Source organism: Brevibacillus sp. FIR094 (assembly GCF_050477165.1).
GTDB lineage: Bacteria > Bacillota > Bacilli > Brevibacillales > Brevibacillaceae > Brevibacillus.
Map to the genome: position 1 here is coordinate 19,247 of NZ_JBEAES010000020.1, position 13,923 is coordinate 33,169.

Below are 13,923 nucleotides of genomic sequence, written 5' to 3' on the forward strand. Positions count from 1 at the left end.
TTGTAGGCTATTTCCGTAATTTGGAGTAGCCGTTTTCTCGTCCCAGGAGGGAGGGGCACGATGAAAAACTTATTGGACAGTGGATGGAGAAGTGGTCATCTCTATCGTTCCTTCTTTGATCAAATGATTCAGGCCACTTTTCTGCTCGATCAATTTGGTAGAATTTTTAAAGGCAATCCGGCCTGCCAAGTGTTGAATGGCTACTCCGTAGATGAATGGGAAGGGTCCTCATTTTGGAAGCTGGCTGTTTCGGAAGAACAAGAAATGGTACGCCTTCAAACACAATTTGCGATGAATGGCGATCCGAGGCCTTTTTACACCGCTTTTCGTCATAAAGATGGGACATGTATTCCTGTGCATATTACATATGGAACTTTTTGGGAGGAAGGCACGTCTATTGGGTATTATGCGATGGTGCAGAAGCTGCCGGCCGCGTTTGGGGACGGATATGGTTCCAAAAGGTGTAGAGTATTGGATATTTCCGGTGAAGGTGCGTTCATCTACCATGCTGGGGAGCTTCAATACGTCAACCAGGCAGGGATGCAACTAGTTGGGGCTTCTGGCTTGGACGAACTGTTATGGTATCCTTTTCAGTCGTTTTTCCATCCCCGTGATGTACCGAAGATCAAGGGACTACTCCGCATTTTGGAGGAGGGGGAAACGGCCGCGCCGATTGAGGTTGAGCTGATCCGCTTGGATGGCAGTAGGACGGAGGTAGAAGTGTGTGGAACATCCGTGCCGATGCAGGACAAGCCCTCCATGTACATACTGATCCGAGATATCACGGAACGAAAACGGGCACAAGAATTTTGCAAACTCGGAAAAACTCGCGCTAGTCGGGCAATTGGCGGCAGGGATCGCACATGAGATACGCAATCCACTTACTTCGTTAAAAGGCTTTGTGCAATTAATGGAAAAGGATGGCATGAGAAAGCCGGAGTATTTTTCGATCATGAGCTCGGAATTGGCGCGGATCGAGATGATTGTCTCAGAGCTGTTGGTCTTGGCGAAGCCGCATACTGCTGTGTTTGAAGCCCGCGATCTGACAAACCTGATCACGCATGTGGTGACGCTCTTGGAGACGGAGGCGATTTTGAAAAAGGTCATGATTCAGGTCGTTTTCGAATCGGAGGTCCCCTTGATCCACTGCGATCAGAATCAGTTGAAGCAAGCCTTCATTAACTTTTTGAAAAATGGGATCGAAGCGACCGCAGGGAATGGAGAAATTGTGATCCGACTGCGATGTGAAGATGACCGAGTCGTCATTCGGTTTGAAGACAATGGAGTGGGTATCCCGGCCCATCAGCTGGCGAGATTGGGAGAGGCTTTTTTCACGACGAAGGAAACGGGGACGGGCCTGGGATTGATGGTGAGCCGCAAAATCATCGAGAACCATCGGGGGACGCTGCGGTTGATAAGCACCCCAGGTAACGGAACGGCAGTCGAGGTATGCTTGCCGATCAGCAGCTAGGAGGACGACTGGATGAACAAAAATACGGTACTGACAGCAGGCTTCGCCCAAATCCCCAAGGGAACTACCTTGTACGAGGTTTCTACCATGGTAGGCTGTGTACTCATCATTGATGTAGACGCTGAAGTGATTTGCGATGCCAGCTTTACCTTTGTCATGGACAAGACGAGCGAGTTTTTGGTGAGCTTGCTTGTAGGCAAGACGGTTGCAGATGGAATGCAGGAGATCACAAAGGCGATCCAAGAACGTTTTTTAGCACCTGGTCAGGGAGCTGTCTTGCAAGCCATCCGTGCAGCTATTGAGCGATATCATGAAAAAAAAGCGTAAAGCTACCCAATAGCCGGAGGGTTGAATATGCATGAGAAGCACGACGTTAGAGAAGCGTATGCAAGACAGTTGTTGGAGCGTTATAGCCAATGGCTTGGCAACATAGAAGAAGTCGAGCTTGGCGAGGTGGAAGCTTTATCTCGTGAGGTAGACAGTATGCTGTCGGAACAGGATAGTGTCTTGCATGCAGAACTGCTGAAGCAGATTGTGGAGCTACGAAATAAGGTAACCGAAATGATGTGGATCTCCGAGCACATGAAGATATTGCACGACCTCAGCCACATTTTTGCGAAAACGTTTGAGGAAAGCAAAATTTTATGGAAAGCATTCGAGTTGGTCTCGCGCGTGATGCGAGCAGATGCTTTCTTTATTGCCTTTTATGATGAAGGCGACAGTGAGATCAAAATTCCGATTAGCATCGATGATGGAGTCAATTACGGTCCGCTCACGATTCCCTATGGGCAAGCGATGGTGTCCAAAGTGATTGATACACGGGAAACAATCCACATCAAGACGATGAAGAACGAGCCTAGCGAGCCAGAAATGATCCGCTGGGGAAGCCCGGAAATTGATACGAATACATGCATTTTCGTTCCACTCATGCTGGGGAATCAGATCAAAGGCGTTGTTTCTGCCCAGTCTTATCGCGAATTCGCCTATAAAAAAGAGCACGAGGAACTACTGAAAATCATTGGTTTTCAGGTAGCAAGTGCGATCGAAACCGCGCGTTTGTATGAGCGAATGTATGAGATGTCGTTTCAGGATGAGCTGACAGGGATTGCGAACTATCGCGCGTTCCATCGTGATTTGGAAAAGCTGCTGAGTGAAGAGGATACGTCTGTCTCTTTGATCATGCTGGATTCAGACAGCTTAAAAGCGGTGAACGACCATTATGGTCATCACGCAGGTGACGCACTGATTAAACAAATTGCCGAAGCGATGAAAGAAGTGGCGGGACCAGAGGATACTGCGTATCGTTATGCGGGTGACGAGTTCATGCTGCTCTGCCCCGGTTCGTCCCTGGAAATAGCGGAGGAAAAAGCGCATGCCATTCGAGAGTATTTGCGTTTGCGCCCCCTAACACAGGACGATTGCTGCATTTTGATTGCGGTCAGTGTCGGCATTGCGCGCTACCCTCAAGATGCAAACACGGCAGATGGCTTGAAGCGGGCAGCAGATGAGGCACTGTACCGCTCCAAGCGCAAAGGAAAAAACTGTACGACCGTGTATGCAGCTGGCTAAGCTTTCTGCTGACGCATGGCGAATAGAAACGTCAAAATTGGCGAGATCCACAGGTAGATGACGTAAGGCATGTATTCCAATGTGGATACATGCAAGGTAGCGGTAAAGAATGCACCACTTACCCCCCATGGAATGAGTGGGTTGACGAGTGTCCCGCAGTCTTCTAGAGTACGAGACAGTCGTCTGCCCGCCATTCCGCGAGCTGCGAATGCTTCACGGAACATCTGTCCAGGGAGTAGGATGGACAAATATTGTTCTCCTGTCAGCAGATTCACGAGAATAGAAGAAGATCCGGCAAGGCCGACCATCTCAGCGTCTCGTTTGATTCGATTGATGAATCCGGAAAAGAGTGAATGAAACACACCGCTGTATTGTAGGATTCCACCTAAAGACAAGGCAATCAAAATCAAGGCGAGGGACCAGGTCATCGACAACAGTCCACCGCGGTCCACAATTGATGCAACGGCTTCATTGGCGATATTGCTGACGAAGCCTTTTTGCATGACAGTCATCCATTCAACTGGAGAGGTAACGCCTTCCGAAAGAACAGCTGTGAGAATTCCGCTCAAAATTCCGAATACCAATGTAGGCAAAATTGGTTTTCGCAGCGCTGAACATAACAAGACGACGAATGCTGGTAGCAGCGATAAAAGGCCAAGCGAGAAGTTTTGTTCCAAAGCAAGCTGGATCTCTTGAATGGCATCTAGATTAACACTGGCACTTTGTCCTTGAAATCCGAAGAAAATCGCGGTAATGACAAGGGCAGGAATGGCAGTGCGTGACATGAACTTGACGTGCTCCGATAAGGAAACGCCTGCAATGGCTGCTGCAAAGTTGGTCGTGTCAGAGAGCGGCGACATTTTATCCCCGAAGCAAGCTCCACAAATAATGGCTCCGGCTGTAATCAATGGATCAAGTCCGAGTGCAGTCGAGACCCCCATCATAGCGACCCCTACCGTACTAATCGTGGTAAAAGAGCTTCCTGTAACAGAAGAAACGATTACCGTCAGAAACAGGGCGGAGAGTGTGAAGTACTCCGGTGAGATGATCGAAATGCCGAGATGCAGAATCATCGGAACGGTTCCACTCATCATCCATACCCCGATCAAAATTCCAATTAAGGATAGAATCAGCATGGGGGCGATCGCGGTTTGAATTCCTTTGATCAAGCCCTCCTCCATTTGCTTCCACGGAACGCCGAACAGGAAGAGAAGAGTGGCAGCTCCAATGGTTGCGAGGAAGAGCGGCATATGCGGCTCAACTTTGCCCCAGAAAAGGGCGGGAAACAAGATTCCGAATACGGTGACAAGCACCCAAATACTTTGCGAAAAAGTTAATGGCTTGTTCATAATGGCAACTCCTTGTTAAATCAGGTTGGAGCAATGAGAAGGTACATTTATACTTTCGTACTTTTGTGCTTTCTTGCTTTCTTGCTTTTTTGCTTTTGTGCGTTCAAGTGTTAGTGGTACTTTATCCTGAATTACTTGTTTCGTCAACGAGATGGGGTGAATTCGGAATCGTAAAATAATACAGATAAGTATGTAGGGGTCCGAGTGAGACGAATCGTAAGGAGAAAAGGAGAGGGACAATCCCAGAAGTCTAGTATAGACGGAAGGAATTGTCCCTTTATTTTTATAGGCAAAGTCAAACTACTCTGGAAATCTACAACACCATCCGCATGATCGCCCCCAAGTTTCTTGCCAGTAACAAAGGCGACAAAAATCTGGAGCTGGATTAGAACCAGTTTTTTTCTTTTTCAAGAGAGATCACCTCATTTCAGAAGATGTAAGGTAGCATATTCGAAAAAATTCTTATTTGATGGGACTTGTTTTCTAAACTCCTAAAAATGGACGCCCTTCAAAAGTCTTAGACGAGTCTTAAAATGCTTATTTAAAATTATTATAAAAAGATATTGACTTTAAAATTATATCAAGTACAATGATAATTGTTCCTAGTTGATAATAATTATAATTTGATAATAAAGAAAGGGGGAGCCGTTCATGTATGATGTCATCATCATCGGTGGAGGACCAGCTGGTGCTTCCGCAGCCATTTATACAGCTCGTGGAAATCTAAAGACGCTCGTCATCGATAAGGCACCCGGAACAGGCGCACTTGCCCTGACACATAAAATCGCCAACTACCCAGGAGTGGAAGACGAGATGACTGGGAAAGAACTGTTGGATAAAATGCGCAGACAAGCGGAGGGCTTCGGTGCAGAATTCATCCAGACTACGATTTCTGCGGTAGATGTAGAGGATGAGGAAAAAAGCATCTTCACGGCGCATGGTACTTTCGAAGCGAAGGCCGTGATCGTAGCGACTGGTTCCAAAGGACGTAATCGTATGCTTCCAGGAGAAGAGCAATTGCTCGGGCGAGGCGTGAGCACTTGCGCGACATGCGACGGAGCTTTTTATGAAGGTAAGCATGTTGCAGTCATCGGTGATACGGAGGAAGCATTAGAAGAAGCGCATGCACTGACCAAATTTACGGATAAAATCACTTTCTTGGTGCCGCGTGCTGATCTTCAAGGGGTAGAAGAACTACCTGAACTGCCGAACACGGAAATACATTTCCGTACACGTCCGTTGGAAATTGTGGGAGAGAAGTCGGTCGAAGGGTTGCGCATACGCACAGCAGAAGGAACAGAAGAAATGCTGTCCGTAGATGGAGTATTCGTCTTCCTGTCTGGCAGCAAGCCGGGTACCGATTTCTTGGATGGACAAGTTCCCCTCGATGAGGAAGGATTTATGATTCTAGATGAGTTCATGCAGTCTTCTGTTCCAGGTGTATTTGGAGCGGGTGAAGTGCGCAAAACACCTGTGAAGCAAGCAGTAGTCGCTGCGGCAGACGGTGCTATCGCAGCTATGGCTGTAGACAAATACATCAACAAGCGTTCCAAAGTTGTTCCTCAATATAAATAGAAGAAAAAGGAGAGAAACAAACATGGCACAAGCAATCGTATACTCCAGCACGAATTGCAACTTCTGCAAGCAATTGAAGACGTATTTGACAGAACAAAACATTTCTTTCGAAGAGCGAAACATCGATGAAAAAGAAGAGTACGGCCAGGAGCTGAGCCGTTTAGGCGTGATGTCTGTTCCCTTGACCGTCATTGGTGAGAAGCAAATTTTGGGCTTCAACCCGACACGTATCAAAAAAGCGTTGGCAGCATTGGAAGAGGCTGCGAAGTAATTTTCATCAGACACCATAAAAAAGGAGAGATTTATCATGACAACACAGCAAACGATTCAACTTCAAGTAGGAAAACCAGCACCTGACTTTAACATGCTTACGACCAAAAACCTCGAGACACTGGAAGAACGTGTGTCCCTAGCTGATTACAAAGGAAAATGGCTGATTTTGTTCTTCTGGCCGTTCGACTTCACATTCGTTTGCCCGACAGAGGTAACTTCGTTTAGTGACAACATGGAAGAGTTCGAAGATTTGGATTGCGAAGTGCTGGGCGTATCCACGGATAGCGTACATACGCACCGGGCATGGATCAAAACACCGCGCGACGAGAACGGAATCGGTGAAGTAAACTTCCCGCTTGCGAGCGACTTCAAAAAAGAGACGGCACGAGCTTATGGTGTCCTAGACGAAGAGACCGGTGCCGCTCACCGTGGTTTGTTCATCATCGATCCAGACGGCATTCTGCGCTACCAAGTGGTAACTGACATGAACGTAGGTCGCAGCGTGGCAGAGACGACTCGTATTTTGCAAGCTTTGCAAGCTGGCGGTCTGTGCCCGGCGAACTGGAAGCCAGGACAGAAGACGCTGTAATCAAAGAAAGAGCCATTGCTTCTATAATATAGAAGAGGGACAGTCCCATCAGTCGGAGGGATTGTCCCTTTTTTATGGAAGGAACTCGTGGAGATGGAGCTAACTCTGACGATTCCATGCCTCTAAAAGCAATTCGTTGTTGATACTCATTCCAGCCGCAGAGCCTAGAGCTGCGGCAGTTATCACCTGGTACTGTGTAGTTGCTGCATCGCCTGCACTGTAGACACCCGGTACGCTCGTTTTCCCAAAGTTGTCTACGATGACCGTACCTGCTTCCGTTACCTGGCAGCCTAATGCTTCCGGCAAGTCAGATCCAGCCACGAGCTTTGGAGCAAAAAAGATCCCGGTGCACGAAAGGCTATTGCCATCTGTTAGCTCAACGCGCTGCACCATCCCATCGACAGAGTCAATGCGCTCAATCGGGGAGTCAAAGACAGGAACGTGATGCTGCAACAGCTCCAACCTTTGTTCTTCTGTGAATTCATCTGGTCCATTGGTGCAAATGGTGTATTGATTAGTCCAACCAGACAGCATTTTTGCCAAGTGCAAGGCCTTTTCTCCGTTGGCGATCAAGACGAGTGGCTGATCGCGTAATTCCCATCCATCGCAATAAGGGCAGACAAAAGCACTTTTTCCATACACTTCTGCTAATCCGTTAACAGGCAAAGGGAGATCCTTCATTCCCACTGCGAACAGCAGCTTTTTGCTTTGATAAGTCGTCCCCTGAGCAGTCGTAATGAGAAAGTTTCCATCGTGTCCTGTGATCGTTACAGCTGTATCCTCCACGAAATGGACAGAGGGGTAGGCGCTGATTTGCTCCCTTGCAATGTGGCGAAAATCGCTCGGAGTGATGCCGTCTCTCGTAAGAAAACCATGCGACTCACGTGTAACGCGATTGCGTGGACGGCCTTCATCGATAACGACCACCCTTTTTCTTGCCCTGCCAAGTACGAGAGCGGCACTCATACCTGCTGGTCCGCCGCCAATAATCCCTACATCGATAGGTTGATTCATGTTCATTTTGCCACCTTTATAGATCTTTTATATCTATTATAAACGAACCTTTCTGAGAGTCAATTCGTGATGCACTTTATATTCTTTTTGTAAATAATCCCTTATGTCGACAAAATACACCGCCTTCCAAATAGTAGCAACCTACCATTTTCACTAGTGAAAAGGAAAAAAAAGGAACGAGTAAATGTACCTAGTAGCCAAAAAATGTGGGCCAGAAGACAGGGCGGGTTGCAGGACTTCCCTACAAAAAACGTAGGACGATGGAGGCGAATCCATCCCAACATTACAATTTCATGACAAATCTGAAAAATACACAATAGTGAATTTTGTCTATGGGAACGATTTGCTTCCTATGTTTCAATGACTGTGACGTGGCAACATATCGGAGGTTGACGAGAAATGGAGCCAAGAAAGAAGAGAAGATGGCGCTGGATGAGCCTGACCATGCTGATCGTGGTGGGGATAAGTGCCTTCTGGTGGTTTTGGGCAGCAGATCGTGTCGAAAGCATGGAGACGACTACAGGTGTTCAATTAAAATTTCGCGCGAATGGCGAGCTGTTCGAGGTCTATCAGAATCAGAAATGGCAGCCCTTTTTTGCGAAAGGTGTCAATCTGGGGGCATCATTACCGGGTCATTATCCGGGTGAGCTTCCCATAACAAGAGAGGATTACATGCGCTGGTTCGCGATGATCGACGAGATGGGAGCGAACGTCATTCGTGTGTATACCATCCATTCTCCTGTCTTTTATGAAGCTCTGGTCGATTACAATCGGCAAAAAGAAGGAGCCCCTCTCTATTTGATGCAGGGCATTTGGAGTCCAGAAGAGCTGTTGATTGAAAAGAAAGACGCCTATTTGCCAGAGATTCGCGAGGAGTTTCGACAGGAAATAAAGGATGCAGTCGGCGCTGTTTACGGAGACATCACCCTGCCGGAAAAACCGGGAAAGGCAAGTGGTACATACCGTGCCAATGCGGGCAAATACTTGATTGGCTGGCACACAGGGACCGAGTGGGACCCCGTGATGGTGAAAAACACCAACCGCCTGCATCAAAAAGTTGCGCCCTATCAAGGGAAGTACTTCCACGCGACAACGAATGCAACCGCTTTTGAGACATGGATTGCTGAAATGGTGGATAGTGTCGCAATAGAGGAGAGCAAATACGGTTGGCAGCATCCGATGACCTTCACCAATTGGGTGACAACTGACCCCTTATCGCATCCGGGAGAGCCGATCCATCATGAAGATTTGGTTAGTGTCGATCCTACCCATATAGAGCCAACACAGTGGGAGGCAGGCTACTTCGCTTCCTATCACGTGTACCCGTATTATCCGGATTTCTTCCGCCACGACACTACCCTGCAACAGTTGAAGAACGATGCAGGGCAAATCGATACGTACAAAGCGTATTTGCGACAACTGAAGCAGTATCACAAAAACATGCCGATCATGGTGACGGAATTCGGGGTCCCGGCATCGGTCGGAGTCGCCCATCTGGGCAATTTAGGGCGCAATCAGGGTGGTCATTCAGAAAAGCAGCAGGGAGAGATCGATGTCGAGCTTCTGCAAGAAATCCATCAGGAAGGGTATGCAGGAGCAATTGTATTCGTCTGGCAGGACGAGTGGTTCAAAAAAACGTGGAACACGATGCGTTTTGAGCTGCCGGAAGATCGGCGCTCCCTGTGGATCAACGTTTTGACCAACGAGTCTCTGTTTGGAATCCTCGGCATGTTCCCGAACAAAGAAGGCGTGCTGACCATCGATGGGAATCGCACAGATTGGGATCAGCTCGTACCGGAAGAGAAGCAACGCCTTGATGTTCAAGTCCCGGGCATCGACGAAATCTGGATGACACATGATGAAGGGTATGTCTATTTCCTTGCTCAATTGAAGGAAGAGTTTGATCCGGCAAAACAACAGCTCTATGTGGGCGTGGATACGCTTCCTGGAGGGAATAAGCATGCTGCTCCGCTTCCCGGCCTGACGCTGGATGAGGGGCTAGAGACGTTGATCGCGTTGGGAAAAACAGACGAGAGCCAGATTCAAATCGCTGCCAATTACGACTTTCATGCGCGCTTATACGGAAAACGCTACGGCATGCTTGCGGTCAAGGACGAGGAGAAAAAAGACAATTCCGGGATTTTCAAGCCGTGGAAGCTGGCCGTTAGCCTGGAGATGGAGCCGCCAGACAGCAAGAAGTACTATCCGTTGGAGGAAGTTGAGGTCGGCAAGCTGATCCGGGGAACGACAGATTCCCAAGACCCGCAGTACGACTCACGAACCGCGTGGCAAGCGAAGGGCAAAGTGGTAGAGCTGAGGGTACCGTGGATGCTGCTTGGATTTACAGACCCGAGCTCCTTGTCCGTCATGAGCTATGAAGATGATGGCAAAAGCTTCACGACGACGAAGACAAAAGGCATACGCATCCTGCCACTCCTGGTGGATACAGCGACCAAACAAATCGTCGGGCAAAACGCTTATGCAATGACGAAGCTCCCGATGTATACATGGCAAGGCTGGGAGCAGGTCGGCTATCACGAACGCAAAAAACAGAGCTATTCCATACTAAAAAAAGCATTCCATGAGATTGAGGCTCCGGTAAAGATCGGGACTCAGCCTTGATTGGATAGGAGAGTGGCAAACGTGCAAACACCATTGGCGACGGCAATTGTTTTTCTGTACGCGCTATGTGGATTGACAGTATTAGGCTTGCTTGTCTTGTTCGCACTGAAGCTGCGCAACATTTCGGTGGAGAAACAGACCATACGTTGTCTGGAAAAATATCGCGACTACTTCGTTTACCTGCAAGCACACGGGGAAGAAGAGGAGCGCTTGCAAGTGCCTTATGGCGAAGTGACGCAAAAAGAAAAGCAAGTCATTCAGAAAAAGCTGTTTGAGCTGATGGAGCGGGTCACAGGCATTCATCGGGACAAGCTGATCTGGCTCTGCGAGGATATGGGTCTCGTAGAGCTGGACATGCAAAGACTAAATGGCTGGTGGAAATGGACGAGAGTGGATGCCGCTTACAATTTGGGGATCATGCGCTCCAAGCTCGCCGTACCTGCTCTCTTAACCCTTCTGAAAAAAACACGAATGACATCAGTATTTTTATCATGGCGCGCTCCGTCGCCAAATGTGCACGCAACACAGAAGATTTGCGGGAAATGGTAACCCACGTTGTCGGAGCGAAGAAAAATGTCCACCAGCTCATCGTGGATATCATCAGTGATTCGCAGGTGGATACGGCACCGCTTTTTGCACAGTTTTTACAAGAATCCGATGCTGAACTGGTCCAAATCGGCCTGATTGGCTACACCGTTCATGTCCAGCCCGGCATTGAGCCTGGACTATACCAGCTCATCCAATCGCCTGACAAGGAAGTCCGAATCAAGGCAGTCAAGCTCATGTGTCGGGATATCCGCTATATGAATGAGCAGACAGTCACTGATTTTATGAATCACAAAGATTGGGAAATTCGGGCAATGGCAGCGAAGGCCATTGGCTCACTGAAATTGCATTCGTACATTCCCTTGCTGAAAAAGGCCGTGGGCGATGCGAACTGGTGGGTTCGACATCACAGTGCACGCAGCCTGGCACAGCTAGAGGTCGAAGGCTTTGCGGCTCTGTGTGAAATTTTGCAGGAAGAGAGAAACGGTCATAAGAGCGAGATGGCTCACCAAGTGATCCAGGAGGAGCTGGAAAAAGAGAAGCTGGTATTACAGGGTGCGACAGCGACAGAGAAGCTCGTGCAATACAACGAAAAGCTGCATCTGTACCGCAAGTCGTATCGGAAAACGATCTCAACGGTTCAGGCACTGGAAAGATAGAGCGAAAGGAGGCTGCCATGAGAGATTTTCTACTTTACTACGGAGTATTTGCGGTCTATTACGTCATCGCGATCAACTCTTTGTACTTCATTATCATGCTGTTCTCGTTCAAGAGCATCATGGGAATCTTAAAAAGCTCCATCTATTCGAGATTCCAGACACTTTCAGGCTCTGAGCACGTTCCGCCGATTTCGATTCTCGTGCCGGCTTACAATGAGGAGCTGACGATTATTGAAAATGTGAGGTCGCTCTTATCTTTGAACTATCCACGCTACGAGGTGCTCGTGGTCAACGATGGATCAAAGGATGATACCTTGCAGGTAATGATTAACGAGTTTTCACTGGTTTACTCCGAGCACATGCCGGTGCAGCCGCTTCTTCATACGTCGAAGATCAGGGGAGTCTACCACAATCCGGCTTTTCCGAATCTGTATTTGATCGACAAAGAGAACGGAGGAAAAGCTGACTCGCTCAATGCGGGGATCAATCTCTCCCACTATCCTTTGATCGCTTCTATTGATGCAGATTCCTTGCTGGAAAAAGACGCGCTGATTCGCATTGCGAAGGTGTATATGGAAAACCCAGATGAAACAGTAGCTATCGGCGGAGATATCCGCATTGCCAACGGCTGCAAGATCGAAGACGGTGTCGTGAAGGACATTCGTTTGCCAGACAAGTTTTTGCCGATGATGCAATCCGTCGAATACCTAAAGGCGTTTCTCGGGGGACGGATCGGCTGGAGCGCGATCAACGGTTTGATTATCGTTTCAGGCGCATTCGGTGTTTTTCGCAAGGATTACATCATCAAGGTAGGCGGCTATCGCGAGGGGTATCCGGGCGAAGACATGAACATCATCATCAAGCTGCACAAGTACATGCTGGAAAACAAGCTGCCGTACCGCGTGGCATTTTGCCCCGATGCGGTCTGCTGGACACAAGCGCCAGATACACTCAAAATTTTGGGCAGTCAACGGCGTAGATGGGGACGCGGCAATCTGAAAAACATGATTGAGTACGGCAGATACATGGCGTTTCGCCCCAAGTACAAGCTGTTCGGGATGCTCACGCTACCGTTCAATATCTTGTTTGAAACCTTGAATCCGTACTTTCGCATCACGGGTCTCTTGGCCCTCATCGGTTACACCTTGCTGGATATGACCAACGGCTACGTCCTCTTACTCTACGGCTTGCTCAATGTGCTGTATGGCATGCTGCTTGGCATTGGCTCCTTATTGCTGGAGGAAATCGCGTTTCGACGGTATCCGCGTTTTCGAGACATCGTCAAAATGCTTTTCTTTACAATTCTGATGTTCTTCGGCTATCGGCAAATCGGCGTCATTTGGAGATTCCTCGGTCATATTGAATATTTGCGCAACAACAACTCTTGGGGAACGATGACGCGGACGAGCTGGCAGACGAAGGGCAGCGAAAACATTTCAAGTTTGGAGGCTAGATCATGAGTAATCTCGTACCTGTTTTTTATGAGCAACTGAGCAAGATGGAAGAGAAACAATTGGCGTGTGGGGTTATTCTGGCGGCTTGCAAAACCCTCACCAAAGAGTCAATGGAGCTGATCAAGCAAGACCTGGGTACTCGTTCAGGAGACGGCTCCGAGATTGCTTTGCATTACGCGTATGACAAAAACAAGCAGCTCTTCGGGATACTGCTTGAGGGACAGAAGCTTTCGAACACCCATTTCTATGCTTTGCGTGTAAAAGACTATTTGCAAGAGCACAAACTGCTTTCTGGAAGCCTCTTGATTGCGAGTTTTCCCGAAAGCTCGCGCTCGTCCGGTCAAATGCTGATGCGCATGATCCAAGAGATGAGAGAGTTAGGCACGCAGGGAGAGATCAAGATTTACGAGCAGAATCCTGCTCAAAAAGAGGAGCCGGCAAGTATTTTGCTGGTTAACCATGATGAGACTGTCAACGAGTTTTTGAGCATCTACTTTCAGCGCAAAGGGTATCTCGTTACGGTAGCCAATGACGGGATGGACGGCATGGAAAAATATCAGGAGGTCGCCCCTGATCTTGTGATTACCGACCTGAATCTCCCAATCCTCAATGGATACCAGCTCATGGAAAAAATCAAGCATATCAGTGCTTCCATGAGCAAGATTATGGTGCTCACAGACAAACGCCTGGAAGAAGATGTGCAAAAATCGTTTGCCATGGGAGCATCTGACTACATTACCAAGCCATTTTCCCCGGTAGAACTAGAAGCTAGGGTGAAAAGGCTGATATAAATTCTAGAAAG

14 protein-coding genes are annotated in these 13,923 nt (G+C 48.2%); 12 read left to right on the forward strand and 2 right to left on the reverse strand.

Annotated elements, in window-relative coordinates; all coding sequences use genetic code 11:
* Positions 1-60: 60 nt before the first annotated feature.
* Genes ACQ5DJ_RS18405 through ACQ5DJ_RS18420 form a run of 4 tightly spaced genes read left to right on the forward strand, consistent with a single transcriptional unit; the run spans position 61 to position 3,040 of the window.
* Complete coding sequence (locus tag ACQ5DJ_RS18405) at positions 61-867, forward strand: PAS domain-containing protein (protein WP_429843746.1); 807 nt, start codon at positions 61-63, stop codon at positions 865-867.
* The gene (locus ACQ5DJ_RS18410) at positions 845-1,471 is read left to right on the forward strand and encodes an ATP-binding protein (protein ID WP_429843747.1); all 627 of its coding nucleotides are present in this window, start codon (positions 845-847) and stop codon (positions 1,469-1,471) included. Before ACQ5DJ_RS18405 ends, ACQ5DJ_RS18410 begins: the two co-directional genes overlap by 23 nt.
* A 12-nt stretch (positions 1,472-1,483) precedes the next feature.
* The gene (locus tag ACQ5DJ_RS18415; protein WP_007725309.1) at positions 1,484-1,798 is read left to right on the forward strand and encodes a DUF3870 domain-containing protein; all 315 of its coding nucleotides are present in this window, start codon (positions 1,484-1,486) and stop codon (positions 1,796-1,798) included.
* A 27-nt stretch (positions 1,799-1,825) separates the two neighbouring features.
* Entirely contained in the window at positions 1,826-3,040 is a 1,215-nt protein-coding gene (locus ACQ5DJ_RS18420) for a sensor domain-containing diguanylate cyclase (RefSeq protein ID WP_429843748.1), read from the forward strand.
* On the opposite strand, the gene nhaC is transcribed toward ACQ5DJ_RS18420, so the two are convergent.
* Positions 3,037-4,389, reverse strand: coding sequence for a Na+/H+ antiporter NhaC (nhaC, locus tag ACQ5DJ_RS18425; RefSeq protein ID WP_429843749.1), 1,353 nt, complete (start codon positions 4,387-4,389; stop codon positions 3,037-3,039). The genes ACQ5DJ_RS18420 and nhaC overlap by 4 nt on opposite strands.
* A 651-nt stretch (positions 4,390-5,040) precedes the next feature.
* Here nhaC and ACQ5DJ_RS18430 point away from each other — a divergent pair.
* The 3 genes from ACQ5DJ_RS18430 to ACQ5DJ_RS18440 are packed head-to-tail and all read left to right on the forward strand — an operon-like array spanning position 5,041 to position 6,826.
* On the forward strand, positions 5,041-5,964 hold the full coding sequence (locus ACQ5DJ_RS18430) for an NAD(P)/FAD-dependent oxidoreductase (protein ID WP_429843750.1): 924 nt from the start codon (positions 5,041-5,043) through the stop codon (positions 5,962-5,964).
* A 22-nt stretch (positions 5,965-5,986) separates the two neighbouring features.
* Positions 5,987-6,235 carry a glutaredoxin family protein gene (locus ACQ5DJ_RS18435; protein ID WP_144617206.1) on the forward strand — a complete coding sequence of 83 codons (249 nt, stop codon included), beginning with the start codon at positions 5,987-5,989 and terminating at the stop codon, positions 6,233-6,235.
* 36 nt (positions 6,236-6,271) lie between these two features.
* Positions 6,272-6,826, forward strand: a complete 555-nt coding sequence (locus ACQ5DJ_RS18440) for a peroxiredoxin (protein WP_007725301.1) — start codon at positions 6,272-6,274, stop codon at positions 6,824-6,826.
* A 99-nt stretch (positions 6,827-6,925) separates the two neighbouring features.
* Here ACQ5DJ_RS18440 and ACQ5DJ_RS18445 read toward each other — a convergent pair whose 3' ends face one another.
* Positions 6,926-7,840 (reverse strand): NAD(P)/FAD-dependent oxidoreductase, encoded by a 915-nt coding sequence (locus tag ACQ5DJ_RS18445; protein ID WP_429843751.1) that lies wholly within the window; start codon positions 7,838-7,840, stop codon positions 6,926-6,928.
* Positions 7,841-8,239: 399 nt separating this feature from the next.
* Here ACQ5DJ_RS18445 and ACQ5DJ_RS18450 point away from each other — a divergent pair, with 399 nt between their 5' ends.
* From ACQ5DJ_RS18450 to ACQ5DJ_RS18470, 5 genes are read left to right on the forward strand one after another with little or no spacing between them, the layout of a single operon-like run.
* Positions 8,240-10,462: a hypothetical protein gene (locus tag ACQ5DJ_RS18450; RefSeq protein WP_429843752.1), complete on the forward strand. Its 2,223-nt coding sequence runs from the start codon at positions 8,240-8,242 to the stop codon at positions 10,460-10,462.
* Positions 10,463-10,483: 21 nt separating this feature from the next.
* Complete coding sequence (locus ACQ5DJ_RS18455) at positions 10,484-11,011, forward strand: hypothetical protein (RefSeq protein ID WP_429843753.1); 528 nt, start codon at positions 10,484-10,486, stop codon at positions 11,009-11,011.
* Positions 11,005-11,667: a HEAT repeat domain-containing protein gene (locus ACQ5DJ_RS18460; RefSeq protein WP_429843754.1), complete on the forward strand. Its 663-nt coding sequence runs from the start codon at positions 11,005-11,007 to the stop codon at positions 11,665-11,667. Before ACQ5DJ_RS18455 ends, ACQ5DJ_RS18460 begins: the two co-directional genes overlap by 7 nt.
* Positions 11,668-11,684: 17 nt before the next feature.
* A complete protein-coding gene (locus ACQ5DJ_RS18465) occupies positions 11,685-13,127 on the forward strand; it encodes a glycosyltransferase family 2 protein (protein WP_429843755.1) in 1,443 nt (480 codons plus the stop codon).
* A complete protein-coding gene (locus ACQ5DJ_RS18470; RefSeq protein ID WP_429843756.1) occupies positions 13,124-13,912 on the forward strand; it encodes a response regulator transcription factor in 789 nt (262 codons plus the stop codon). The genes ACQ5DJ_RS18465 and ACQ5DJ_RS18470 overlap by 4 nt, the downstream gene beginning before the upstream one ends.
* Positions 13,913-13,923: the final 11 nt, after the last annotated feature.